Genomic DNA, 24,666 nt, shown 5'->3' with positions numbered 1-24,666 from the left:
GTGACCCATAAAAAAGCAGTCAAGGAGACATATGAAAACCGGCAAATACCGCTATGTGGTCGCGGGCCTGCTATTCACGGCGGGCGCGATCAACTATATGGACCGCGCGGCGCTCGGCATCGTCGCGCCCATCGTGAGCAAGACGCTCGACCTGTCGCCCTCGCAGCTCGGCATCATCTTCAGCAGCTTCTTCATCGGCTATTCGATCTTCTCGTTTCTCGGCGGCTACTTCGCCGACAAGTGGGGCACGGTGCGCGTGTTCACTTACGCAATGGGCCTATGGTCGCTGTTCTGCGGCCTCACTGCGGCAGCAACGGGATTCGTGTCGCTGCTGCTGTGCCGCGTGTTCTTCGGCATCGGCGAAGGGCCCATGAGTTCGAACACGAACCGCACCATCTCGAACTGGTTTCCGCGCCATGAAACCTCGACGATGATCGGCTTCACGTTCTCCGGGCAAACGCTCGGCAACGCGATCGCCGGTCCCATCGTCGGGCTCATTGCGTATGCGTTCGACTGGCGCATGTCGTTCATCGTCATTGCGGTGCTGGGCTTTCTGTGGCTCGTCGTGTGGCGCATCTTCGTGACGGACAAGCCCGCCAGCAATGCGCGCGTGCATGCCGATGAACGCCGCCTGATCGACGAAAGCCGCGCCGTTGCCGAAGCCGCGAACGTGGAGGACGACGGCATGACGCTCGGCGCGTATCTGCGCCGTCCGAGCACGCTCGCGCTGGGCGCGGGGCTGTTCGCCGTGAACTACACGCAGTATGTGTTCATCTCGTGGCTGCCGAGTTATCTCACCAACGTGCTGCATCTCGACTTGAAGCAGATGAGCATTATCACGTCGATACCGTGGATCTGCGGCGCGATCGGCTACTTCGGCGGCGGTCTGATCGGCGACTGGATCTACCGGCGCATGGACGATCCCGTGAAGGCGCGCAAGCTCGTCGCGACGATTCCGCTGGCGCTCTCGGGCGTGGCGGTGCTGAGCATCACGTCGGCGACATCGCTTGCGGCGGCGGTGGGTTTGATCGCGGCGGCGCTGCTGTTTCTCACCGGTTCGTGCCAGGCAATCTGGGCCATTCAGCACGAAATCCTGCCGCTGCATCGTCAGGGCGGCGTGGGCGGCTTCATTCACTTCCTGAGCAATCTGTCGGGCATCATCGGGCCGGCGCTCACGGGCTTTCTCATCCAGTACTTCGGCGGCTATCACAGCGCGTTCCTGTTCGGCGCGCTCATCGACTTTACCGGTGTGATCGCGATGGTGCTGTTCGTGCATAACCGCCGCGTGTCCAACCTGGGCATCGCAGGCCAGTCGGCACGCTAAGACGGAGACTCTATATGAAACGTATCCTGATCACGGGTGCGGGCGGGCAGATCGGCCGCGTGTTGCGCGCGGGGCTCGCGGGACATTACGCGCTGCGTCTCGCGGATATCGCGCCTCAGGCGAGCGCGGGCGAGCATGAGGAAGTCGTCACGGCGGACATCACGCGCCCGGAGGCGCTGCGCGCGATTATGGAAGGCGTCGATACGGTCGTGCATCTCGCGGGCATTCCCGACGAGGACACATGGCAGAAGATCCGCGACATGAATATCGACGGCTGCTACAACGTGTTCGAAGCGGCGCGTCAGGCCGGCGTGAAGCGCATGGTGTTCGCGAGTTCGAATCACGCGGTGGGATTTCATCGGCGCGATCGCATGATCGACGACACCGTCATGTTCCGGCCCGACAGCCGCTACGGTGTATCGAAGGTATTCGGCGAAGCGCTCGGACGTCTCTATGCCGACAAGTACGGCATGTCGGTCGCGTGCATGCGCATCGGTTCGTTTCGCCCGGACGACCGGCCGAGCGCGCCGCGGCATCTCGCCTCGTGGATCAGTCATCGCGACATGGTTCAGCTCACGCGCCGCTGCATCGATGCGCCCGACTATCACTTCGTCGTCGTGTACGGCGTGTCGGACAATGCGCGCAATCGCTGGAGCAATGCGAACGCGCGGGCACTCGGCTATGTCCCTCAGGACGACGGCGAGACACATGCGGCGGAGGTGCTTGCGTCGAATCCGCCCGAAGATGAAACGGAGGCCCTGTTTCATGGCGGATTCGGTTGTTTGCGCGAGTTCGCCGGCAATCCGGATCGCATCGACTGAATGACGTTAATAAAAGGAGAAGGCATGGCGGGATTCGATGAGAAGCGCCGCACGACGCTCAAGGCGCTCGGTGCGTTGGCGATGCTGGGCGGCTGCGCGCAAACGCAAGTTCAGAATTCGCAAGTGAAATGGTCCACGGGCACCGAGCGCGCGACGCTGCCGATGCCGCCGAACGCGACGGACTGTCATCACCATATCTACGATCATCGTTATCCGTGGGCGCCCGAAGCGACGCTCAAACCCGGCGATGCGACCGTGGACGACTACCGGCAATTGCAGCAGCGCATCGGCACCACGCGCAACGTGATCGTGCAGCCATCGAGTTATGGCGTGGACAACCGCCTGCTCGTGGAATCCATTGCGCGTTTCGATGGCCGCGCGCGCGGCATCGCGGTCGTCAATACGAGCGTCACCCAGGCGGAACTCGAAGCGCTCGATCGCGCCGGCGTGCGCGGCATCCGCTTCAATCTCGCGCCGCCCGGCACGACCACGCTCGACATGGTGAAGCCGCTGGCGGCGCGCATTGCGCCGATGGGCTGGCATGTGCAGGTGAACGCGCCCGCGGCGTTTCTGCTGCAGGCGCGCAGCGTGTGGTACGACCTGCCGTGCCCGGTGGTGTTCGATCATCTCGCGCATGTGCCCGAACCGGACGCGCTCCATCAGACCGCGTTTCAGATGGTGTCGGAACTGCTCACGAGCGGCAAGGCGTACGTCAAGCTGATCGGCTTCTACAACGAGACGCGCGTCGGGCCGCCGACCTATGCGGACAGCGTCGCGCTGGCATCCGGATTCGCGAAGGTCGCGCCGGAGCGCGTGCTGTGGGGCAGCGACTGGCCGCATCCGACCGAGCAGCCGCTGAACCGCATTCCCGACGACGCCTTGCTCACCGACCTGTTCGCGCGGGTGGTTCCGGACGAAGCCACGCGCAAGATGATCCTCGTCGATACGCCCGCGAAGCTCTACGGCTTCGTTTGATCAGCAGACCGGCGTCAGGGCCTTTCCCGTCGTCAGGAACGAGACGATGTTATCGGCAGTGAGACGCGCCATCGCGAGACGCGTCTCATGCGTTGCGCTGCCGATATGCGGGGCGAGCACGACTTCATCGAAGGTGCAGAGCGGCGAACCGGCCTCGAGCGGCTCGTGTTCGAAGACGTCGAGCGCGGCGCCGGCGATCGCCTTGCGTTGCAGCGCCGCCACCAGGGCCGCCTCGTCCACCACCGAACCGCGCGCGATATTCACCAGCAGCCCCTTCGCGCCGAGCGCATCGAGCACGGCCGCATCGATCAGATGCCGCGTCGCGCTGCCGCCGGGACAGCTCGCGATCAATATATCGGACCAGCGCGCCAGTTCCACGGGCGTGGCGAACCATTCGAACGGCAGGCTCTGGCGCGTGCGGCCGGAGTAGGCAATCTCGGTCCCGAACGGTTCGAGCCGCCGCGCGATCTCCTTGCCGATGCGCCCCATGCCCACGATACCCGCGCGCTTTCCAGCGAGACTCGATCCGAGCGGAAACGCGCCCCGGCTCCACATGCCCTCGCGCACGTAACGATCCGCCAGCGGCAACTGGCGCAGCAACGCGAGGATCAGGCCGATAGTCAGTTCCGCGACGGCCGCGTTGAGCAGATCCGGCGTGTTCGTGACGACGATGCCGCGTTCGCGCGCGAACTCGACCGGAATGCGATCGAATCCGACGCCGCTCGTCGCGATGATACGCAGCGACGGCAGGCGCTCGATCAGCGCGATGTCGATGTCGTAGTTCGAACGCGTTGCAATTGCGCCGATGCGCGCGCGCAGGGCATCGTCGGCGTCGATGTCGGCGAGCGAGTGCAAGGTCAGCCGCTCGTTCAGCAGCGCCTGCGCAATCGCCGGAAACTCGCCGATCTGCAGGACGGGCGGCAGGGTGAGGTCGTCGTGTTGCATCTCGCATCCTTACCTGTTGACGAGTTTCGCGGGCACGAAGACGAGAATCAGCAGCGCCGAGAGCGCGAGCGACGCCGCGACCACGAACAGCCCCGACGAAAGCGAATGCGTCATCGTCTTGAGCCAGCCGATCACGGCCGGGCTGATGAAGCCCGCGAGATTGCCCGTGCAGTTGATGAGTGCGATGCCCGCCGCCGCGCCCGTGCCGCCGAGAAACGCGGTGGGCAACGCCCAGAACATCGGCAAGGCGGTGATGACGCCCGCGGTCGCCAGCGTAAGGCCCGCCACCGAGATCGCCGACGACGAGCCGAACAGCGCGCACAGCACGAAGCCCGCCGCCGCGATCAGCGCGGGTAGCGCGACGTGCCAGCGGCGCTCGCGGGTGCGGTCCGCATGCTTGCCGGCGACGATCATCGCGACGAGCGCGATGGAGTAGGGGATCATCGTCAGCAGGCCGATGACGAAGGCGTCTTCGATGCCGGTCGAGCGCAGAATGCTCGGTTGCCAGAAGCCGATGGCATACGAGCCCATCACGATGCCGAACAGGATCAGGCACATCAGATACACGCGCGCCGACGTGAACACGGCGCGCACCGAGCCGTGCGTCTGCGTGGCGGTATCGGCGGCGATTTCATCCTGCACCACGCGGCGCTCGCGCTCGGTGAGCCAGGCGGCATCGGCGACGCGGTCGTCGAGATGCTTCAGGATCACGATGCCCAGCGCGATCGACGGCAACGCTTCGATGATGAAGAGCCACTGCCAGCCCGCGAGGCCCCACAGGCCGTTCATCGAATGGATGATCCATCCCGATGCCGGTCCGCCGACGAGCCCCGACACCGGATTGCCCGCCATCAGCAGCGCGACCATCTTGCCGCGCCGGTGCGATGGAAACCAGTAGGTCAGATAGAGCACCATGCCCGGAAAAAATCCCGCTTCCGCCACGCCGAGCATGAACCGCACGGCATAGAACTGCATGGGCGTGCTCACCCAGGCGGTTGCCATCGAGAGCAGCGCCCACGTGATCATGATGCGCGCAATCCATCGTCGCGCGCCGATGCGATGCAAGAGCAGGTTGCTGGGCACCTCGAAGAAAAAATACCCGACGAAAAACAGTCCCGCGCCGAAGCCATACACCGCTTCGCTCAGATGCAGCGAGTTGAGCATTTGCAGTTTCGCAAAGCCCACATTCACGCGATCCAGATAAGCCACCACGTAACCGGTGAAGAGGAGCGGCATGAAGCGCAACGCGACGCGCCGAAAGATGGAGTCGGCTTCGCTGGCTTCGATCGATGCGGGAAATGACGTGCTTTCGTACAAGGCTGTCTCCTTCTTGTCGTCCGGGTCGTTGTAGTGGCTGTGCGACGCTCAGTGCGCCGCTTCGGCGCGCAACGCAAGCTGGTCCGCATGGGGCATGCGAAAGCCGATCGCCTCCAGCGCGTTTTCAAGCTGCACGCGCTGCGTCGCATCGAGTTCGACGAGCGGGGGACGCAGGTTCGCCCACGCGTCGTCGCCCGACTGCCACGCGATGGCGGCTTTCATGGCGGCGATCATCGGGAAGCGCTGGAACACGGCGCGGGTTTCATCGAGCCGGCGCTGCTGCGCGGGGGCATCGACGGCCTGCCATTCGCGCGCAAGTCGGGCGATGGCGGCCGCGTTGACGTTGCCGGTCGCGGTGATGCAACCGGCACCGCCCGCCTGCAGGGTGCGCAGCAGGAACGTCTCGCTGCCCGCGAATACTTCGAAGCCCGTGGCCGCAAACGCGTCGATCAGCGCCGAGGTGTTGCCCCAGTCGCCCGAACTGTCCTTGATGCCCGCGATCGTGCCCGGATACGCCTTCAGCAGCCGTTCGATGAGCGCGAGACTCAACGGCACCTGCGCGACCGGCGGAATGTGATAGAGGTAGATCCTGAGACGCGCGTCGCCGACGGCTTCGATCACGCTGGCATAGGCGCGGAACAGGCCTTCGTCGCTCACGCCCTTGTAGTAGAACGGCGGCAGCATCAGCACGCCGCCGCAGCCGTTCGCCACGGCGTGTCGCGTGAGTTCGACGGCATCGGGCAGGGCGCACGCGCCGGTGCCGGGCATCATGCGCGCGGCGGGCAGTCCCGCGGCGATGAGCGCGTCGAGCAGGCCGCGCTTTTCCGCGACCGAGAGCGAGTTGGCTTCCGAGTTGGTGCCGAACACGGCGAGGCCGACATCGTCGTTCAGCAACGCGCGGCAATGGCGCACGAGCCGTTGCGCCGAGGGCGCGCCGTCGTCGTCGAATGGCGTGAGAACGGGCGACAGCGCGCCCTGAAAGGTCCTTGACGAAGTCATGCAAGCGTCTCCTGAGTGTCCTGACAGGTTCGAGGGGCGCGGTCAGTATCGTCGCGCGCCGGACCTCGAAGTGCCGCTACATGCTTGCTTCAAAGAAAAGAATTTTTGATGTCTCGCGCGAAACCCGGCGCAGCAATGAAAAGAGGCCGCCCGAAGGCGGCCTCACGCGGAGGAGAACGGAACGCGTTGCGTCTAGCTTCTGGGCGTGGTGCCGCGATGTTCCGTAGCGCGCAGGAAATCGAAATCGACGCCTTGATCCGCTTGTGTGACCGTATCGAAGAACAGCTTGCGATAGCCACGCTCGGCTTTCGGCACGGTGACGGGATGACGCGCCGCGCGTGCCGCGAGTTCGTCGTCACTGACCAGCAGCGAGATTTCGCGCTTCGCCACGCTCAGGCGAATCCGGTCGCCGGACTGCACGTAGGCGAGCGGCCCGCCCACCGCCGATTCGGGCGTCACATGCAGCACGATGGTGCCGAACGCGGTGCCGCTCATGCGGCCGTCGGAGATGCGCACCATATCCTTCACGCCGGCCGTGGCGAGCTTGCGCGGGATCGGGATATAGCCCGCTTCGGGCATGCCGGGCGCGCCCTTCGGGCCGATGTTCTTCAGCACCAGAATATCGTCCGCGTTGACGTCGAGATCGTCGGCGTCGATGCGCGCGGCGAGGTCCGCCGCATTCTCGAACACGACCGCGCGGCCCTCGTGCTCCATGAGCTTCGCGTTCGCCGCGGACTGCTTGATGATCGCGCCGCCCGGCGCGAGATTGCCCTGCAACACGGCAATGCCGCCTTGCGGAAAGATCGGCCGGTCGAAGGGCCGCACCACATCCTGTTCGAATGCCGGCCCCGCGGCTTCGATTTCCTCGCCGAGCGTGCGGCCCGTGACCGTCAGCGTGTCGAGATTCAATAGCGGCTTCAGTTCGCGCAGCAAGGTGGCCATGCCGCCCGCCTTGTGAAAGTCCTCCATGTAATGCGAACCCGACGGTTTCAGATCGACCAGAACGGGCGTCTCGCGCCCCATGCGATCGAGCGCTTTCAGATCGACGTCGTAGCCCATGCGGCCCGCGATCGCCGTCAGATGCACGATGCCGTTCGTCGAGCCGCCGATGGCGAGCAGCACGCGCATGGCGTTCTCGAAGGCTTCGGCGGTGAGGATCTTGTCGATGGTGAGTCCGTCGCGCGCCATTTGCACGGCTTGCGTGCCGGTCATCTCCGCAATGCGCATGCGGTCCGACGTCACCGCCGGCGGCGATGCACCGCCCGGCACCGTCATGCCCAATGCCTCGGCGATACAGGCCATCGTGCTTGCCGTGCCCATCACCGAACACGTGCCCACGCTCGCGACGAGCTGATTGTTGACGGCCGCGATCTCGGTCTCGTCGATCTCTTCCGCGCGAAAACGGCCCCAGTAGCGCCGGCAATCCGTACACGCGCCGACGCGTTCGCCGCGATGCGCGCCCGTCAGCATCGAACCGGTGATGAGCTGGATCGTCGGAATGTTCGCCGATGCCGCGCCCATCAGCTGCGCGGGCACGGTCTTGTCGCAACCGCCGATCAGCACGACGGCGTCCATCGGCTGCGCGCGGATCATTTCCTCGGTGTCGATCGACATGAGGTTGCGCAGATACATGCTGGTGGGCTGCGAGAACGATTCGGCGATCGAGATGGTGGGGAAGTCCATCGGCAGGCCGCCCGCGAGCATCACGCCGCGCTTGACGGCTTCGATCAGTTGCGGCGCATTGCCGTGACACGGGTTATACGCGCTGCCCGTGTTGACGATGCCGATGACCGGGCGATCCAGCGCGCTGTCCGTATAGCCCGCGCCCTTGATGAACGCCTTGCGCAGAAAGAGCGAGAAGCCGTTGTCGCCGTAGTTCGTCAGCGACTTGCGCAGGCCGCCCGGTTCGCGCTCCGGCTGCGCGCCGTCTTTGGAGGGCGTTTTCTTGAATGTATCGCTCATGATGCCAGCGTCTCCTGTGGGTTTGTCTGCATTATCCCGGCCGATGCATGTGGCGGCGACCCGCTCGCGCTTGCATCAAACGATAATTATTTTTGCTTCCGAAGATGGCCCGCACGACCTTAGCGCCTCGCCTTGCCTTTGTCCTGCCGCGCACGCTGGATGGCCTCGGCCGCGCCAAGGAAGGCCTGCACGAGCCGGATGCGCGCGGACGAGCGGCCCCACATCAGCCCGACGAGGCGCTTGGGCGTGACATGGGGCAAGGCCCATTTCCGCACGGACAGGCCGGGGTATTCGTGCGGCGCCCAGTCCGGCACCAGCGATACGCCCAGGCCGCGATCGACGAGCGTCGCGATGGCGGCCAGCCCGTCCAGCTCGCAGCGCTGATGCGGCTTGATGCCGTGTTGCCGCAGATAGGTATCCGCAAGCTGTCCGCCCACGACGTTACGGTCGTAACGAATGAAAGGCTCCGAAAGCAGGGTGCCGTGCACGTCCTCGACTTCCATCGAAGCAGGCGTCAGCAGGATCAGCGGTTCCGAGCGGAACGTGTGCCAGTCGCAACTTTTCGGAAGATTGAAAAGCGGCTGCGCGATCACGGCGGCATCGAGATCGCCGGTCGTCACCTTGCGATACAGATCCAGCGACGTGCCCGGCTCCAGATAGAAATCGACCTGCGGATGACGCCGCAGCAGCACCGCGAGCGCATCGGGGATGAGGCTGCCCATCATGGTCGCCATGCCGCCCAGACGCAATTGACCGGCGAGCTGGTCGGTGTCCTCGACGTCCGTGCGTAGATCGCGGATATCGTGCAGCACCGTGCGCGCCCGCGCCAGGATGCGCTCGCCGGCCTCGGTGGCGCCGACGGTGCGGCCCGAGCGGCGCACGAGCGTGGTGCCGAGTTCCTGCTCCAGCATCTTCACGCGCTGCGCGACGGCGGCGGCCGTCAAATCCAGCCTGCGCGCGGCTTCAGCGATAGAGCCGAGCTCCACGACGAACACGAAACTCTGCAGATAGCGCGAGTCCATCGAAAGAAATTTTTTGGTTTGAAGAAGCCAAAGGATACTTCCAGTCCGGCACGCGTGTCATCACACTGGACGCGACGTTCAATCCAGACACAGGGAGACAAGCATGCCCATCATTCAATCCATCGACGTGTGCGCGCCCGCCGTGCCGCTGGACCGCGTGACGTCGTTTTCCACGCGCACGGTGTCCACGCGTCATTACGGGCTCGTCAAGGTGCGCTCGACGGATGGCGTCGAAGGGCTGGGCTTCTGCTATGTCGGCAGCGCGGCAGGCGAGTTGCTGACGGCGGCGGTCGAGCAGTTGCTTGCGCCGGTGTTGATCGGACGCGACTCGTATGCCGTCGAAGGCTTGTGGCAGGCGATGTACGACGAAGCGCTCCTGCAGGGTCGCGCGGGCACCGTCATGCGGGCGCTGTCCATACTCGATATCGCGCTGTGGGATCTCAACGCCCGCACGCACGGTGTGCCGTTGCACAAATATCTCGGCGCGAACGAACTCGACAGCGTGCCCGCTTACGCGAGCGGCGGCTATTACCTCGAAGGCAAGACCCCCGCGAAACTCGGCGAGGAAATGGCGAGCTATGTCGAGAAGGGCTTTCGCGCGGTCAAGATGAAAGGCGGGCGCCTGTCGCCGCAGGAAGAGGAACAGCGCGTGAGGGCCGCGCGCGAAGCCGTGGGCGCGGATATCGAACTGATGATCGACATGAACAACGGCTGGCGCGATCTGACGCAGGCCTTGCAGCATGTGCGCCGTTTCGAACAATACGATCCGTATTTCATCGAAGAACCGTTCTCCCCCGATGATGTCGACAATCATGCGCGCCTCGCCCAGGCCACACGCATTCCGGTCGCGACGGGCGAGATCGGCTATGGCCGCTGGTATCACAAGCAGGTGCTCGACCAGCGCGCGGCGTCGATCCTGCAATCCGATGCGGCTGTGTGCGGCGGCATCACCGAATGGCGCAAGATCGCGTCGACGGCTGCATCGTACGGCGTGGTGATGTGTCCGCACTGGTTCCATGACTTGCACGCACCGCTTGTTGCGGCAACGCCGAATGCGCGCTATGTCGAGTACTTCTGGGACGATCAGGTGCTGAACTTCCGGCGTCTGGTGGATCGGCAACTGGAACATCGCGAGGGGCGCGTCGTGCTGCATCAGGAGCCGGGGTTGGGCTTTGCGTTTGATGAACGGGAGGTTGCGAAGTTTGGGAAGTGGAGGCGTGTTGGATAGTTATGGTGAGTTCCATAACGCGAAAAGTGCGGCATCGACGATGCCGCACCTAAACGCGTGAAACTCATACCCATCCAAATTCAGAACGAATGTTGTATGCCAGCATAAACGCCAGTTTGGCTCTGCCCCCGGTGGCGAAGAAGCTGGGGTATCGCAGCGCCAGTGCCTTCATCGTCATGTTCCGTCAGGTAACGGGAGAACCGCCACAACGTTATCTGGCCTCGCGCGCGCCGGGCAGTTGAACGCGGACATAGCAGGGCCAGTCAGCGACCGGGACCCGAAGATTCCCCTTGCTTATGCTTCTTGGCATCGGCATCGCCCGCCAGTTGTCCCTGCAATCCATCCAGCACGACATCGATATATCGATCGAAGCTCTGCCCGAGTGCGCGATTCGTTCCTCCCTTCCATCGCACGATGAACGCCTGATTCGACATACGTGCCATGTTCGCGGTCAACAGCGGAAAAGCGTCGCGGTCAAGCTCCTCGAAGCGTGTGCGTAGGCGGTTCTCCCATTCGTCGCGTTCGTCGGCGCCGTGGCCTGCGAACTCGAGCGTGACGAATCCGACCATCGCAGTGATCACGGTGTTGTAGACATGGATCAGTTCGTTCGATTCAAAGCCCGCCGACAACAGCGTCTGAAGTATCGCCTCGACCATCGCCGGATTCATACTGGCGTTCGATATGATCTGCGACCCGAGCAGCGGCGCGACGTTCGGATGCCTTGCGATCGCGGAACGGTAGCGATGAAACAGTTCTTTCAGCCAGTCGCGCCAGCGGTCGGCGGCAAGCGGCCGGGGAATGAGGTCGCCTAGCGCGCGCGTGATCACCTCGACGAGCAACTCGTCGCGGCTCGTCACGTACCAGTAGATCGCGGTCGGATAGACGCCGAGTTCCCGCGCCACATCGCGCAGGCTAAAGGACGCATAACCCTTGGCATCGATCAGCGCGAGCGCGGCTTCCACGACGCGTTCCCGCGAGAGCCCCTGATCGCGTGCCGAGCGCCCCCTGCGCTTTTTTTCCGGCGCAGCCTCTTCCTTTTTTCTCAACGTGACTTCCCGAGTTCGAGTTCGACCGAGCGTCACTCTACTGCAATCGGTGCCGTCACGCGACACGTCCGGGAAAACCCGGGAATACGGCCGCTTGCATGATTTAATTGTACGGCGTACATTAAATGCAAGTCGACAGGACGGACGCTGCTTACTCGCCGTATCTCGCTGAAAAAGAATGCCGCCGGTGCAAGTGGCGGGATCTCCTATTTGATTAGTCATACTATGCAAAGGACCGACTCATGAAACCCAAGGCGCTTACCTTCGACTACTTCGGCACGCTTGTCGACGTGACCGCGGGAGGCATACGCGGCATCGAAGCGGTGCTGCAGCATCTGTCTCTCGATCCGGCGAAGTCCGCCGCCGACGTCTATCACGACTGGGACATGCGCGCGGTGCAGGCCTACCGAAGCCACGCCTATACGCGTTATCGCGTGGTGGCGCAGCATGCGCTCACGGGCGCTCTGGAAGCGCTGGCGGAAGGCTGCACCGACGGCCGCGACATGGCCGCGCTGACCGAGCTGCTGCTCACGCATCTGGTCGAGTCATCGCCGCCTTTCGACGACGCCGTCGCCTTTCTCGACTGGGCCCGCGAACACTTCACGCTGATGCCCATCACCAACATGGACACGGACCTGTGGCGCCGCAGCCGCCTCGTGAGTTATTTCACGCACGTGACGACGGCCGAAATGGCGCAGGCGTACAAGCCCTCGGAAACCATCTTCAGGAAAGGGCTCGCGACGCTCGGCCTGAATGCCGACGAGATCTTCCATTGCTCGATCGGGACCTGGGCGGACATCGACGGCGCGAAGCCGCTCGGTATCCGCGTCGCCTGGATCAATCGCGGCGATGAACGTCTGGGCGACTGGCAGGCGCGTCCGGACTATGAATTTGCCACGCTGGCGCCCGTGCGCAGCGTGCTGGAACGTCTCATCGACAGGTAACAGGAGCACGATCATGCGCATCTCATCAATCAGGACGCTCGTGCTATGCATGAGCGTGGCGTTCGCGGCGCCGGTTGTTCAAGCGGACACGCTCGTGAAGATCGGCGTCGCGGGGCCGCTGACAGGCTCGCAGGCCGCGAGCGGCAAGGACAACGAACGCGGCGCGAAACTGGCTGTCGACGACCTCAATGCCAAACACATGATGCTCGGCGGCCAGCCGCTGAGATTCGAGCTGATTTCGGTGGACGACCAGTCGGATCCGAAAGCCGGCGTCACGGCCGCGCAACAACTCGTGGACAGCGGCGTGATCGCGGTCATCGGCCATTGGAACTCGGGCGTGACGATTCCCGCGTCGAAGATCTACAACGACGCCAAAGTGATCATGATCACGCCCGCGGCCTCGAACCCGGCGTTGACCGTGCCGGGCTATCCCTACGTGTTTCGCCTCACCACCGACGACAACGTGCTCGGCGCGAAGATGGCGGACTACGCGGCCAACACGCTGCATCTGAAGCGCGTCGCTGTCATCGACGATCGCACCGCGTATGGATCGGGCGTCGCGGATGTGTTCGTCGCCACCGCGAAGAAGCTCGGCATCGATATCGTGACGCGCGAGTACTCGACCGATCACACGGTGGACTTCAAGGCTGTGCTCTCGAAGATCAAGCCGACGAGGCCGGACGGCATCTTCTACGGCGGCTACTACGGTCAGGCAGCTTATCTCGCGCGGCAGATGCGCGACCTCGCTGTCAACGGCGTCCTGATGGGCGGCGACGGCTTGTGCGTCGGCGAATTTCCGCGCCTCGCGGACGGCGCGCTCGACAAGAAGATGTACTGTCCGCAAGGCGGCACGCCGCTCGGCGCCTTGCCGGAAGGAAAGCGCTTCGAGACGCGCTTCAAGGCGACGTACGGCGTGAATCCGGACCAGAAGGGCCCGTCGTTCTACGCCGCGACCATGATGATCGGCGACGCGATCGCCGTGGCACAGTCGCTGTCTCCGGAAGCACTCGACAAGACGCTGCATCAGACCACGTTTAACACGCTGTTCGGTCAGGTGCGGTTCGATCAGCGCGGCGAATGGATCAAGGCACCGATGACCGTGTACTGGTCGGCGGGCGGATCGATCGTGCCGGTCGACTGAGCCGAGGCACGACACCAGTCATGAACGAATCTCGAACCATCCAGGAAATGTATGCTCATTAAGAACGCATCCACCCCGCAACTCGATGTGGAAGGACTCGCCCGCGCCGCGGAACAGGCCGCCGAACGCTTCGCTGAATCGAATCCGAAGAGCGCCGCCGCGCATGTCGATGCGCTCGCGGTCATGCCCGGCGGCAACACGCGCTCCGTGCTGTTCTATGCGCCGTTCCCGCTGACGATCGCGCGTGGCGAGGGCAAGCGCCTGTGGGATCTCGACGGCCACGCGTACACGGATTTTCTCGCCGAATACACGACGGCGATGTACGGGCACAGTCATCCGGTGATCCGCGCGGCCATCGTCGAGGCGCTCGACAACGGCCTGAACCTGACGGGCCACAACACGCTGGAAGTGCCGCTCGCGCGCCTGTTACGCGAGCGCTTCGAGTCGGTCGAGTCCCTGCGTTTCACCAACTCCGGAACCGAGTCGAACCTGATGGCCATCGCGGCGTCGCTCATCTTCACGGGGCGCAGGAAGGTCGTCGCGTTCACGGGCGGATATCACGGCGGCGTGCTCACCTTCGGCAGCGGCAACAGCCCCGTGAACGTGCCGCACGAGTTCATCGTCGCGACCTACAACGATCTGGCCGGCGTGCAGCAGATCTTCGCCACGCACGGCGACGAGATCGCCGCGGTCATCGTCGAACCGATGCAGGTGGCGGGCGGATGCATCGTCGGCGAGCCGGCTTTTCTTGCGGGCTTGCGCGATCTCACGCGGCAGCATGGCGCGCTCTTGATCTTCGATGAAGTCGTGACCTCGCGGCTCTCGGGCGGCGGACGGCAGGCGCTGCTCGGGATTCGGCCGGACCTCACGACCTTCGGCAAATACATCGGCGGCGGCATGTCGTTCGGCGCATTCGGCGGACGGTCCGACGTGATGGCGCAGTTCGATCCGCGCAGACCCGGCGCCACGCCGCACGCGGGTACCTTCAACAACAACGTGCTATCGATGTCCGCGGGCCATGCGGGTTTGTCGCAGCTTTACACGCCGGGTGCCGCCGCCGCGCTCAGCGAGAAGGGCGAGCGGCTGCGCGCGCGCCTGAACGGGCTGTGCCGCGAACGCGGCGTAGGGATGCAGTTCACCGGCATCGGTTCACTGATGAATCTGCATGCGGGCGTACAGCCGATTCATTCGGTGCAGGACTTCGTCGAAGGCGAGTCGCCGCTCAAGGACCTGTTCTTCTTTCACATGCTCGAGCGCGGCTGCTATGTCGCGCGGCGCGGCTTTATCGTGCTGACGCTGGCGCACGACGAGAGCGATCTCGAACGTTTCGCGGAAGCGGTGGCGTCGTTCGTCGATCGTCATGAAGCGCTCTTGCGCACGCGCTGAATCGTTCACGGAGACCTCGTTGATATCCCATCAGTCACCGGCGGAAACAAAGCGCCTGCGCAGCCGCCGCTGGTTCGACGATCCGGCGAATCCCGGCATGACCGCGCTGTATCTCGAACGCTACATGAACTACGGCATCACGCGCGAGGAGTTGCAGTCCGGCAAGCCGATCGTCGGCATCGCGCAGACGGGCTCGGATCTCGCGCCGTGCAACCGCCACCATATCGAACTCGCGAAGCGCGTACGCGACGGCATTCGCGACGCAGGCGGGATTCCGCTCGAGTTCCCCGTGCATCCGATCCAGGAGACTGGCAAGCGTCCGACGGCCGCGCTCGACCGCAATCTCGCCTATCTCGGCCTGGTCGAAGTGCTGCACGGCTATCCGCTCGATGGCGTCGTGCTCACGACCGGTTGCGACAAGACCACACCCGCGTGCCTCATGGCGGCTGCGACGGTCAATATTCCGTCGATCGTGCTGTCGGGCGGCCCGATGCTCGACGGCTGGCATCGCGGCAAGCTGGCGGGTTCGGGCACGGTCGTGTGGGAGGCCCGCAAAGAGCTTGCGACGGGACAGATCGACTATGACGGGTTCATGGAGAAAGTGGCCGCGTCCGCACCATCGGCCGGACATTGCAATTCGATGGGCACCGCGCTGTCGATGAACGCGCTCGCCGAAGCGCTGGGCATGTCGCTGCCCGGTTGCGCGTCGGTGCCCGCGCCGTACCGCGAACGCGGCTGGTTCGCCTACGAGACGGGCAAACGGATCGTGTCGATGATCGCGGAGAACCTGCGGCCGTCGGACATCATGACGCATGAGGCTTTCGAGAATGCGGTCGTGGTTGCTGCGGCAATCGGCGCATCGTCGAATTGTCCGATACACATGATCGCGATCGCGCGTCACATCGGCGTGCACCATACGCTCGACGACTGGCAGCGCGTGGGCGCGCAGATTCCGCTCCTGGTCGATTGCCAGCCGGCGGGGCGCTTTCTCGGCGAAGCGTTTCACCGTGCCGGCGGCGTGCCGGGCGTGATGCGCGAGTTGCTTCGCGCGGGCCGGCTTCATCGCGATGCGCTGACCGTGACGGGAAGCACGCTCGCGCAGAATCTGGCCGGTGTAGCCGAGCCTGACCGCGAAGTAATCCGCTCGTTCGATGCGCCGCTGAAGGCATCGGGCGGCCACGTCGTGTTGAGCGGCAATCTGTTCGACAACGCCGTGATGAAGGTCAGCGTGATCGACGCGCGCTTTCGCGAGCGCTTCCTGTCGAATCCCGCCCATGCGGATGCGTTCGAAGTGAAGGCGATCGTGTTCGAAGGCCCGGAGGACTATCACGCGCGTATCGAAGATCCCGCGCTCGACATCGACGAACACTCGATCCTCGTCATGCGCAATTGCGGCCCGGTGGGCTATCCGGGCGGCGCCGAAGTGGTGAACATGCAGCCGCCCGCTGCGTTGATCCGGCGTGGCATCGACACGCTTCCGACCATGGGCGATGGCCGGCAGAGCGGCACGTCGGGCAGTCCGTCGATCCTGAACGTGTCGCCGGAAGCGGCGGTGGGAGGCGGGCTCGCGTTGCTGAAGACCGGAGATCGCCTGCGTATCGATCTCAACGCGCGGCGTGTCGATCTGCTCGTATCCGCCGATGAACTCGCTGCGCGCCGCGCCGCGTGGGCCCCGCCCGAACTTGCGAATCAGACGCCGTGGCAGGCCATCTATCGCAGCATGGTGGGGCAGCAGGGCAGCGGTGCCTGCCTCGAACCGGCGACGCTGTTTCTGAACATCGTCGAGACTCGCGGCGAAGCGCGCGACAACCATTGATGGAGGGTGCATGATCCGACAAGAAGACGCGAACACGCCGCGTGTGGGCATCGTGACGGGAGCGGGATCGGGCATCGGCCGTGCGGCGGCAATCGAGCTGCTTCGGGACGGCTGGTCGATTGCCCTGCTCGGCAGGCGCCGCGAGCCTCTCCTGGAGATTGCGCAGACCCGCGAGTTTGCGGGCCGCGCGCTCGCGCTGTCGTGTGACGTGTCGGATGCCGACGCGGTGGCGACGTCGTTCGATGCCGTCGTCGCGCATTTCGGCCGGCTCGACCTGCTGTTCAACAACGCGGGCGTCGGCAATCCGCCGGGGCCTTTCGAGACGTGGACGCCGCAGCAATGGCGCGGTGTCGTCGGCGTGAATCTCGACGGCATGTTCTTCTGCCTGCAGCGGGCGTTCAGGATCATGTCGGCGCAGACGCCGCGCGGCGGGCGCATCATCAACAACGGTTCGCTGTCGGCGTGGGCACCGCGGCCCAATTCGATCGCATACACGGCGACCAAGCACGCCGTGACCGGCCTCACGCGCTGCGCGTCGCTCGACGGCCGCGCGCATGACATCGCCGTCGGTCAGATCGACGTCGGTAATGCGCATAGCGCGCTGGCATCGGCGATGGCGCACGGTGTGCCGCAAGCGAACGGCACAATCGCCGCCGAGCCGCTGATCGACGTGGCGATAGTCGGGCGCTCGGTCGCGTACCTGGCGAGTCTGCCGCTCGAAGCCAACGTGCTGTTCCATACGGTCATGGCCACGAAGATGCCGTTTGTCGGCAGAGGCTGAAACGCAAGCGTGCGCAGAGGGCAGGGGCGCCGCGGACTCCCTGTTGGCGCCTAGCTGGAATTGTCCTTGTCGATTCCCTTCCGATACGCACTTGGCGAATTGCCGGTCCATTTCTTCAAGGAGCGGCGGAAGCTGGCGGCATCGGAAAATCCAATCCGCTCCGCAACTTGCTCGATAGGCAGTCGCGTGTTCTCGAGAAACTCGATTGCAAGCGAGCGTCGCATATCGTTGAGCAGGGTCTGGTAAGAATAGTTGTCTTCAGCCAACCGGCGATGCAGCGTCCTGAGCGAAATGCCAAGGTGCGCCGCCATTTTCTCGGCGGAAGGAAACACACCCGGCGAGTTCAAACAGGCCATGCGAATCTGCCTTTGAAGTTCGGGGATGCCATCGCGCTCTTCGAGAATGCGGTCGCACAACTGCTGGCAGATCTGCGCGGTGATCGGATTCGCATTCGGGCATGGACGGTCCAGCACGCTCACGTCGAAATGCCACTCCATGGAGTCCGCGCCGAACTCCACCGGGCAATCGAACATTCGCTCGTAGTTGCGCCAGTGCGGCGGCGCGGGATAGGCCATGACCATGCGCTTGGAGGGAAAGGGCGCTTCCAGAACCCGGCTGAACAGCACGGTCATCGAACTTCGCCAGAACTCGGCGACGAACGGCAGCATGTCGCCAAGCGACGCAAGCCCATGACTGCTGAGAATGCCAGTGTCTCCCGTCGCCGTATAGCGAACCTGCAGGACAGCGCCCGCCATCCTGACGTTTTCGACGCTGAATTTCAGCGCGTCGCCGAACGTGGTGCTGCTCACCATCGCGTAACCGTAGATGCCGAAGTCGCTGATGCGTTGCCGCGCACCCGCAAGCAATCCCACGTCGGCGCGCGTGGCCAGCCTTTGGGCATTGCGATAAATCGCCAGGCGCTGACGATGCGAAATTCTTGCATGCGCGTCTTCGAGTTGATTCGCGCGCACGCCCGTGTTCGCGAAAAGCTTGTCGACCGAAACGCCTTCCGCCGCCAGTTCCGCAGCGAGCGCGGCGAGACCGAGAAGACTCTGCGAAGGCGCGTCGAGATCCGGATGCAGCGGCGTGACTATTTTCGAAGGGCGCATGTCTTCTCACTCCGGTGAGTGGTCATATTCGCACGTTCCTGCGTCGAAGGGTGAACGCGTTTGGCACAGTTTGACGCGGCAATTGGCAGAGTTTGCCGTTGCTGCGCACACCGCTCGCGGAGATAGTAGACACCAACGGCATACGCCGAAAAAACGAGACGGAGACACCTCATGACGCCTTCAGCCTTCCGCAAGCCTCCCGCAAGCGTGCCGGGCAAAGCACATTCGAACCACGAATGTGGCGCGAATGACCCCGGTCATGCGGCGACGCAGCAGGCGCACGCGGCCCGGACCGCGCAGGCATTTGCCTGAGCCTTTTACGACGGACGCTCCAGCCGTCTTTCCCCCTTGAGCGCGGTGCCGAAAAAATCGTTCGAACCGGACGGCTGCGGCGCGCAATGTCGAACCCAACAGAGAGAACCATGACTACAGTCAAGACTGAAACCGACGGCGCCGTCGGAATCGTGACGCTGGCCAAGCCACCGCACAATCTGATCGACGACGCGATGATCGCGGATCTGCTTACGGCGTATCGCGACGTGGTGACGCGCGGTGCCCGCGCCATCTTGCTGAGAAGCGAGATGCGCCACTTTTCCGCCGGTGCGGAAATGAGTTCGTTCGTCGATGGCAAGACCGTCATTCAGCACGACGAGCAAAAGCTCTTCGAGTTTCTCGACGTACTGGAAAACGCGCCGGTTCCGACGCTCGCCGCTGTTCACGGCGCCGCGCTCGGCGGCGGACTCGAAATAGCGCTGACCTGCGACATGATCGTCGCCGCGGATACGGCTTATTTCGGTCAGGTCGAGAACATCGTGGGTCTGATTCCGCTGCTCGGCGGCACGCAACGGCTCGTGCAGCGCGCCGGTGTCGCGCGGGCCAAGGAGATCGCGCTGATCGGCCGGCGGCACTCGGCCGAGGCGTTCGAACGCTGGGGCATCATCAATCACGTCGTGCCCGAAGCGGAACTGCAGACCGTGGCGCTGTCGTTCGCTCGTCAACTGGCGGCGGGGCCGACCCGCGTTCTCAACGGCATCAAGCAGCAGGCCAATCTCGCCGCCAATGGCGGCGTGCGCAGCGCCGACCTCGAACAAGTCAGGCTCAACGAAATGATCTGGAAGACCGGCGATCGCGAACGGGGCTTCGCCGCGTTCTTCGCGACCGGGCCCGCCACGGCCGAGTTCAAGGGAGACTGACATGTCGGCACCACTCGAAGGGATTCGCGTGATCGATTTCACGCGTGTGCTCGCCGGACCTCACTGCACCAAGACGCTGCTCGACCTCGGCGCGACCGTGACCAAGATCGAACCGCCGTCCGGCGATATCGGCCGCGTGAGCATGCCGCATATCGGCGACATGTCGCTCTACTACGTGCAGCAGAACGCCGGCAAACGCAACGTGAGCCTCGACCTCAACTTTCCCGAAGCCCGCGCGATCATGATCGACATGTGCCGCGACGCGGATGTCATCGTCGAGAACTTCCGGCCGGGCACGCTGAACCGGTTCGGACTGGGCTACGAGCAGGTCCGCGCAATCAACCCGTCCGTGATCTATGCGTCGCTGAGCGGCTATGGGCAGGCGACGTCATGGCGCAACCGGCCGGCGTTCGCCCCGACCGTGCAGGCCGAGTCGGGACTGACGGACATCGTTCAGAACCATTTCGGCGACGCGCTCACCGAAGTGCGCAACGACGCGTGCAGTCATGCCGACATGTACACGGGGCTTCACGGCGTGATCGGCGTGCTGGCGGCGCTCGCGCATCGTGCGCGGACGGGTGAGGGGCAGCATGTCGATGTGTCGATGGCGGCCACGATGCTGTCGGTCAACGAACGCGCGGGCGCGCAGCTCTCGGAGATCGACACGGAAGGCGAGCCGATCATCTTGTCGGCGCCGGACTCGCACATCTTCGACCTGCCCGATGGACGGCGGCTCACCATCGCGGGAAGCCCGATCTACACACCGATGTTCAAACGCTACTGCACGATGATGCGCCGCAACGATCTGCTGAGCGATCCCCGCTTCGGCACGGCGCTGTTGCGGCGGCAACACCTTGCGGAGCTGCTGGCAGAAGTGCGCGCATGGATCCTGGGCTTCGACGATCTCGAACAACTTCAGACGCAGGTCAGCGAGGGCGGACTGGCCATCGGCGTGGTGCGCAGTACCAACGAGTTCGCGCAATCCGAGTGGGTGCGCGAGTGGGGCGCGCTGGTCGATATCGATGACCGCTCCGGCGGCACGACACGCATGCCGGGCGCGCCGTGGCACTTCAGCGAATCCGAATTGCCTTTGCCGGGCCGGCCGGCCTTTCAGGGCGAGCACAACGCCGAGGTGCTGTCCGAGCGCAAGGTCGACGCCGGATTCATTCGCGAATTGCAGGAGCGGGGCATTCTCCTCAGCCGTCACAACCCCGCGCAATCAATCGACTGAAACCCGCGCGCGGCTCGGCGAAGACGAGCCTTTTCGCCGGTGTCCGGCGCGAGATCCAACCTGCCTGAACGGGACGAACATGCTCCGCACTTTGAACCAGACTCACGATCCCGCTGCGCGCAGCTGGGTCGAATCGGCCAACATGCCGGACGGCGATTTCCCGATCCAGAACCTGCCGTTTTCCATCTTCCGCAGAAAGAACACGGACGAAGCGTTTCGCGGCGGTGTCGCGATCGGCGATCAGGTCGTGGATCTCGGCGCGTGGGCGTCTCAGGGACGCCTGAGCGGTGTCGCCGATGAAGCGGCGCGGGCCTGCGCGCAGCCCGTGCTCAACGCTTTCTTTTCGCTGGGACCGGCCGCATGGGGCGCGTTGCGGCACGCGCTGTTCGCCGCGCTTCACGAGCGCGCGTTCCCGAGCGATAGCAACGTGCTCCGCGACTGCCTGGTGCCGATGTCCGAAGTCGAACATGGGCTGCCTGCGCAAATCGGCGATTACACCGACTTTTATACGTCGATTCATCACGCGACCAACATCAGCAGATTGCTCGGTCTGAGTGGCGTGAGCGCGAATTTCAGATCGATTCCGATTGCCTATCACGGCCGGGTATCGAGTCTCGGACTCAGCGGTCAGCGCTTCGTCCGGCCGAAAGGGCAGATCGTTCCGCCAGGCGCGCAGGCTCCCGTGTTCTCGCCATCGCTCAAGCTGGATTACGAACTCGAACTCGGCATCTATATCGGACAGGGCAATGCGCCCGGCGAACCGATCGAACTGGAGCACGCCGACAGTCATGTGTTCGGCCTGTGCCTGCTCAACGACTGGTCTGCACGCGATATCCAGTCCTGGGAAATGCAGCCGCTCGGGCCGTTTCTCGCCAAGAACTTCGCGACCACGCTTTCGCCGTGGATTGTGACGATGGAAGCACTCGCGCCGTTCCGGCTCGCGCTGCCGCGGCCGCCCGAAGATTGTGAGCCGCTTGCGTATCTGCATTCGGAGCGGAACAGCAGAGAAGGCGCGCTCGATATCCAGCTCGAAGTCTGGCTGGAAACGGCGCGTCATCGAGCGGGCAATCTTCCGGCTTCGCAGCTTTCACGCACCAGCTTCCGGCATCAGTACTGGAGCGTTGCGCAGATGGTCGCGCATCACACCGTGGGCGGCTGCAATCTGCGGGCGGGGGATCTGCTGGGCAGCGGCACCGTCTCGGGCCCGGAGAAAGCGGAAGCGGGCGCGCTGATGGAACTCGCCGGCAACGCAAGCGAACCGGTCACGCTGGATACCGGCGAACAACGCAGCTACGTGGAAGACGGCGACGCCGTGATCTTGCGCGGCTACTGCCGCAAAACGGGCTTCGCGCGGATCGGTTTCGGCGAGTGCCGTGGCGAAGTGCTGCCGGCAAGCGCCGCGCGATGACAGGTTCAGAGATTCACCATCACAACAATCGTAGGAGACGCGACATGCAGTCGATGGAATCGATCAACGCGGAATTCGAGCGGCAAAACACGAGCCAGACCGGCCCGTCTGCCCTGTCCGTCAGCGAAAAAACCCTGGCGCTCTCGCGCTTGCGAAACCGCTTCGTCTGGTCGATGCTTTACGCATCGCTGGCGGCTTATTTCGGTATTCTTATCATTGTGCTCGGCTGCTCGGATGTGATGTACATACCCGTGTACGGCGAGTTCAACCTCGGTCTGCTGGCCATCGTCTTTCAGTTCGCGCTCGTCATCGCGACGTTCTGGGCCTATTGCGCATGGGCTGGACGCGTCTACGACCCGAAAGCATCCGAGCTTCTTCAGAGCGCGCTCGGTCAACAAAATGGTGACCAGCATGGATAGTCTCCTCGGGCATGGCGGCCTGCGTATCATCGCCTTCGTGAGTTTTATCGGGCTCAGCCTCGTTCTGACCGGCTGGAGCGCTCGCCGTTCGCGCGGCACGGCCGGGTTTTTCGTGGCCGGGCGCAATCTTTCGCCGTTCCAGAACGGTCTCGCACTGGCGGGCGACTTCATGTCGGCGGGATCGTTTCTCGGGGTGACCGGACTCGTCGCATTGTTCGGCTTCGACGGCATCGTGTATCAGGTCGGGTTCATCGCGGGATGGATCATCATCATGCTCATCGTTGCCGAGCCGGTGAGAAACTGCGGCAAGTTCACCCTCTCCGATGTCGTCGCGCTCCGGTTGCGCAGCCGCGGCGTTCGCGCGGCCACCTCGACGTCCTCGTTGCTGATTTCGCTGGCCTATCTGCTCGCGCAACTGGTGGGCGGCGGCGCACTGGCCAGTCTGTTGCTCCCGGTCGGCAGCGACGCTGCAATCGTGCTGATCGGCGTGCTCATGATCGCGTATGTACTCTTCGGCGGCATGGTGGCCGCCACCTATGTGCAGATCGTGAAAGCGGTGCTCGTCTGGGTCGCCGGTGCGGTGCTCGTCCTGCTTGCGATGGCGTATTTCTCCTTCGATCTGGGCGCGTTGTTTCAGAAGGCACGCCTGTCATCGCTGCATCCTGAGAAGTATTTCGTGCCCGGCGGTTATTTCAAGGATCCGCTCGACACGCTGTCGCTCGCGTTCGCGCTGGTGTTGGGCACAGCGGGTCTGCCGCACGTGATGACCCGGTTCTACACGGTGCCCTCCGCCGTCGCGGCGAGAAAGTCGGCGAAGATCGGCCTGATCGTGATGACCTCGTTCGCGGCCATGATGATTGTGCTGGGTTTCTCCGCGAGCGCCATCGTGGGACCGGCTGCGATTCTGGCGACGAAGAGTTCCGGCAACAGCGCCATCACGCTGCTGGCGGCGACGCTCGGCGGCGGCGCGGGTTCCGTCGGCGGCGAGTTGCTCCTTGCTTGCGTATCCGCGATCGCCTTCGCCACGATTCTCGCCGTCGTGTCGGGCATCATGATTTCGTCGGCGTCGACCATTTCGCACGACATCTTCGGCCATCTGTTTCCCGCGTCCGGCAACAACGAGCGCCGGCAAGTCAGGATCGCGAAGCTGGCCACGGTCGTCTTCGGCGCGGTGGCCATCGGGCTTGCGCTGCTGGTCAAGACGTTCAATGTCGCGTTTCTGGTCGGACTGGCCTTCGCCATCGCGGCAAGCGCCAATCTGCCCGTGATTCTTTACTCGATGTACTGGCGGCGCTTTACGGATCGCGGCGCGATCGCGGCCGTGATCGCCGGGACGCTGTCCGCGATCGGGCTGGTTCTCGTCGGGCCGGCGGTGATCGGCGCGAAGGGCATCTTCTTCAAGGACGTCACGCCGCCGTTCTGGCTGTCGAACCCCGGGATTTTCAGCATTCCCGTGGGCTTCGTCGCAGGCTGGCTCGGGTCGGTGACGACACGCCGCAGCGCCGATCGCGATGCCTTCGACGCGCAGCAACTCCGGATGCTGAGCGGCCTTGGCGCCGAAGCCGCATCGGAACACTGATGTGGGCGGCACCGGCTCTT

22 protein-coding genes are annotated in these 24,666 nt (G+C 64.1%); 15 read left to right on the top strand and 7 right to left on the bottom strand.

Annotated elements, in window-relative coordinates:
* Nucleotides 1-31 precede the first annotated feature (31 nt).
* From AWB70_RS11605 to AWB70_RS11595, 3 genes are read left to right on the top strand one after another with little or no spacing between them, the layout of a single operon-like run.
* Nucleotides 32-1,324, top strand: coding sequence for an MFS transporter (locus AWB70_RS11605; protein ID WP_053570164.1), 1,293 nt, complete (start codon nucleotides 32-34; stop codon nucleotides 1,322-1,324).
* Nucleotides 1,325-1,338: 14 nt separating this feature from the next.
* On the top strand, nucleotides 1,339-2,145 hold the full coding sequence (locus AWB70_RS11600; protein WP_053570165.1) for an NAD-dependent epimerase/dehydratase family protein: 807 nt from the start codon (nucleotides 1,339-1,341) through the stop codon (nucleotides 2,143-2,145).
* Nucleotides 2,146-2,169: 24 nt separating this feature from the next.
* Nucleotides 2,170-3,120: an amidohydrolase family protein gene (locus tag AWB70_RS11595; RefSeq protein WP_053570166.1), complete on the top strand. Its 951-nt coding sequence runs from the start codon at nucleotides 2,170-2,172 to the stop codon at nucleotides 3,118-3,120.
* On the opposite strand, the gene AWB70_RS11590 is transcribed toward AWB70_RS11595, so the two are convergent.
* From AWB70_RS11590 to AWB70_RS11570, 5 genes are all read right to left on the bottom strand, one after another.
* Nucleotides 3,121-4,065, bottom strand: coding sequence for a 2-hydroxyacid dehydrogenase (locus tag AWB70_RS11590; protein WP_053570167.1), 945 nt, complete (start codon nucleotides 4,063-4,065; stop codon nucleotides 3,121-3,123).
* Between the two features lie 9 nt (nucleotides 4,066-4,074).
* Nucleotides 4,075-5,382, bottom strand: a complete 1,308-nt coding sequence (locus AWB70_RS11585) for an MFS transporter (protein ID WP_014193174.1) — start codon at nucleotides 5,380-5,382, stop codon at nucleotides 4,075-4,077.
* A gap of 48 nt (nucleotides 5,383-5,430) precedes the next feature.
* Nucleotides 5,431-6,381: a dihydrodipicolinate synthase family protein gene (locus AWB70_RS11580; RefSeq protein WP_053570168.1), complete on the bottom strand. Its 951-nt coding sequence runs from the start codon at nucleotides 6,379-6,381 to the stop codon at nucleotides 5,431-5,433.
* Nucleotides 6,382-6,573: 192 nt separating this feature from the next.
* Nucleotides 6,574-8,343: an IlvD/Edd family dehydratase gene (locus AWB70_RS11575; RefSeq protein WP_053570169.1), complete on the bottom strand. Its 1,770-nt coding sequence runs from the start codon at nucleotides 8,341-8,343 to the stop codon at nucleotides 6,574-6,576.
* A gap of 119 nt (nucleotides 8,344-8,462) precedes the next feature.
* Nucleotides 8,463-9,365 (bottom strand): LysR family transcriptional regulator, encoded by a 903-nt coding sequence (locus AWB70_RS11570; protein WP_014193178.1) that lies wholly within the window; start codon nucleotides 9,363-9,365, stop codon nucleotides 8,463-8,465.
* A 103-nt stretch (nucleotides 9,366-9,468) separates the two neighbouring features.
* On the opposite strand from AWB70_RS11570, the gene AWB70_RS11565 reads away from it, so the two are divergent.
* Nucleotides 9,469-10,593: a mandelate racemase/muconate lactonizing enzyme family protein gene (locus tag AWB70_RS11565; RefSeq protein ID WP_053570170.1), complete on the top strand. Its 1,125-nt coding sequence runs from the start codon at nucleotides 9,469-9,471 to the stop codon at nucleotides 10,591-10,593.
* A 263-nt stretch (nucleotides 10,594-10,856) separates the two neighbouring features.
* On the opposite strand, the gene AWB70_RS11560 is transcribed toward AWB70_RS11565, so the two are convergent.
* Nucleotides 10,857-11,861, bottom strand: a complete 1,005-nt coding sequence (locus AWB70_RS11560; protein ID WP_235024216.1) for a TetR/AcrR family transcriptional regulator — start codon at nucleotides 11,859-11,861, stop codon at nucleotides 10,857-10,859.
* A 20-nt stretch (nucleotides 11,862-11,881) separates the two neighbouring features.
* Between AWB70_RS11560 and AWB70_RS11555 the strand changes: the two genes are divergently transcribed.
* Genes AWB70_RS11555 through AWB70_RS11535 form a run of 5 tightly spaced genes read left to right on the top strand, consistent with a single transcriptional unit; the run spans nucleotide 11,882 to nucleotide 17,707 of the window.
* Nucleotides 11,882-12,583 carry an HAD family hydrolase gene (locus AWB70_RS11555; RefSeq protein WP_053570172.1) on the top strand — a complete coding sequence of 234 codons (702 nt, stop codon included), beginning with the start codon at nucleotides 11,882-11,884 and terminating at the stop codon, nucleotides 12,581-12,583.
* Nucleotides 12,584-12,596: 13 nt separating this feature from the next.
* On the top strand, nucleotides 12,597-13,724 hold the full coding sequence (locus tag AWB70_RS11550) for a branched-chain amino acid ABC transporter substrate-binding protein (protein ID WP_053570173.1): 1,128 nt from the start codon (nucleotides 12,597-12,599) through the stop codon (nucleotides 13,722-13,724).
* A gap of 51 nt (nucleotides 13,725-13,775) precedes the next feature.
* On the top strand, nucleotides 13,776-15,110 hold the full coding sequence (locus AWB70_RS11545) for an aspartate aminotransferase family protein (protein ID WP_053570174.1): 1,335 nt from the start codon (nucleotides 13,776-13,778) through the stop codon (nucleotides 15,108-15,110).
* Nucleotides 15,085-16,926, top strand: coding sequence for an IlvD/Edd family dehydratase (locus tag AWB70_RS11540; protein ID WP_374730233.1), 1,842 nt, complete (start codon nucleotides 15,085-15,087; stop codon nucleotides 16,924-16,926). Before AWB70_RS11545 ends, AWB70_RS11540 begins: the two co-directional genes overlap by 26 nt.
* Nucleotides 16,927-16,936: 10 nt before the next feature.
* Nucleotides 16,937-17,707 carry an SDR family oxidoreductase gene (locus AWB70_RS11535; RefSeq protein ID WP_053570175.1) on the top strand — a complete coding sequence of 257 codons (771 nt, stop codon included), beginning with the start codon at nucleotides 16,937-16,939 and terminating at the stop codon, nucleotides 17,705-17,707.
* A gap of 50 nt (nucleotides 17,708-17,757) precedes the next feature.
* Here AWB70_RS11535 and AWB70_RS11530 read toward each other — a convergent pair whose 3' ends face one another.
* Nucleotides 17,758-18,678 carry an AraC family transcriptional regulator gene (locus AWB70_RS11530; protein WP_233408832.1) on the bottom strand — a complete coding sequence of 307 codons (921 nt, stop codon included), beginning with the start codon at nucleotides 18,676-18,678 and terminating at the stop codon, nucleotides 17,758-17,760.
* Here AWB70_RS11530 and AWB70_RS39255 point away from each other — a divergent pair.
* The 6 genes from AWB70_RS39255 (at nucleotide 18,649) to AWB70_RS11505 (ending at nucleotide 24,646) form a co-directional block, all read left to right on the top strand.
* The gene (locus AWB70_RS39255) at nucleotides 18,649-18,834 is read left to right on the top strand and encodes a hypothetical protein (RefSeq protein ID WP_235024229.1); all 186 of its coding nucleotides are present in this window, start codon (nucleotides 18,649-18,651) and stop codon (nucleotides 18,832-18,834) included. The two genes, AWB70_RS11530 and AWB70_RS39255, sit on opposite strands and share 30 nt — an antisense overlap.
* Before the next feature lie 404 nt (nucleotides 18,835-19,238).
* Nucleotides 19,239-20,009 carry an enoyl-CoA hydratase/isomerase family protein gene (locus tag AWB70_RS11525; RefSeq protein WP_053570176.1) on the top strand — a complete coding sequence of 257 codons (771 nt, stop codon included), beginning with the start codon at nucleotides 19,239-19,241 and terminating at the stop codon, nucleotides 20,007-20,009.
* A gap of 1 nt (nucleotide 20,010) precedes the next feature.
* Entirely contained in the window at nucleotides 20,011-21,240 is a 1,230-nt protein-coding gene (locus AWB70_RS11520) for a CaiB/BaiF CoA transferase family protein (RefSeq protein ID WP_053570177.1), read from the top strand.
* A gap of 79 nt (nucleotides 21,241-21,319) precedes the next feature.
* Nucleotides 21,320-22,648 carry a fumarylacetoacetase gene (gene fahA, locus AWB70_RS11515; RefSeq protein WP_053570178.1) on the top strand — a complete coding sequence of 443 codons (1,329 nt, stop codon included), beginning with the start codon at nucleotides 21,320-21,322 and terminating at the stop codon, nucleotides 22,646-22,648.
* 44 nt (nucleotides 22,649-22,692) lie between these two features.
* Nucleotides 22,693-23,067, top strand: coding sequence for a DUF485 domain-containing protein (locus tag AWB70_RS11510; RefSeq protein WP_053570179.1), 375 nt, complete (start codon nucleotides 22,693-22,695; stop codon nucleotides 23,065-23,067).
* A complete protein-coding gene (locus tag AWB70_RS11505; RefSeq protein WP_053570326.1) occupies nucleotides 23,060-24,646 on the top strand; it encodes a solute symporter family protein in 1,587 nt (528 codons plus the stop codon). Before AWB70_RS11510 ends, AWB70_RS11505 begins: the two co-directional genes overlap by 8 nt.
* Nucleotides 24,647-24,666: the final 20 nt, after the last annotated feature.

This window comes from Caballeronia cordobensis (assembly GCF_001544575.2).
Classification (GTDB): Bacteria; Pseudomonadota; Gammaproteobacteria; order Burkholderiales; family Burkholderiaceae; genus Caballeronia; species Caballeronia cordobensis.
Note: the sequence above shows the minus strand (reverse complement) of the source record. Positions and strands in the feature narration are given on the sequence as shown.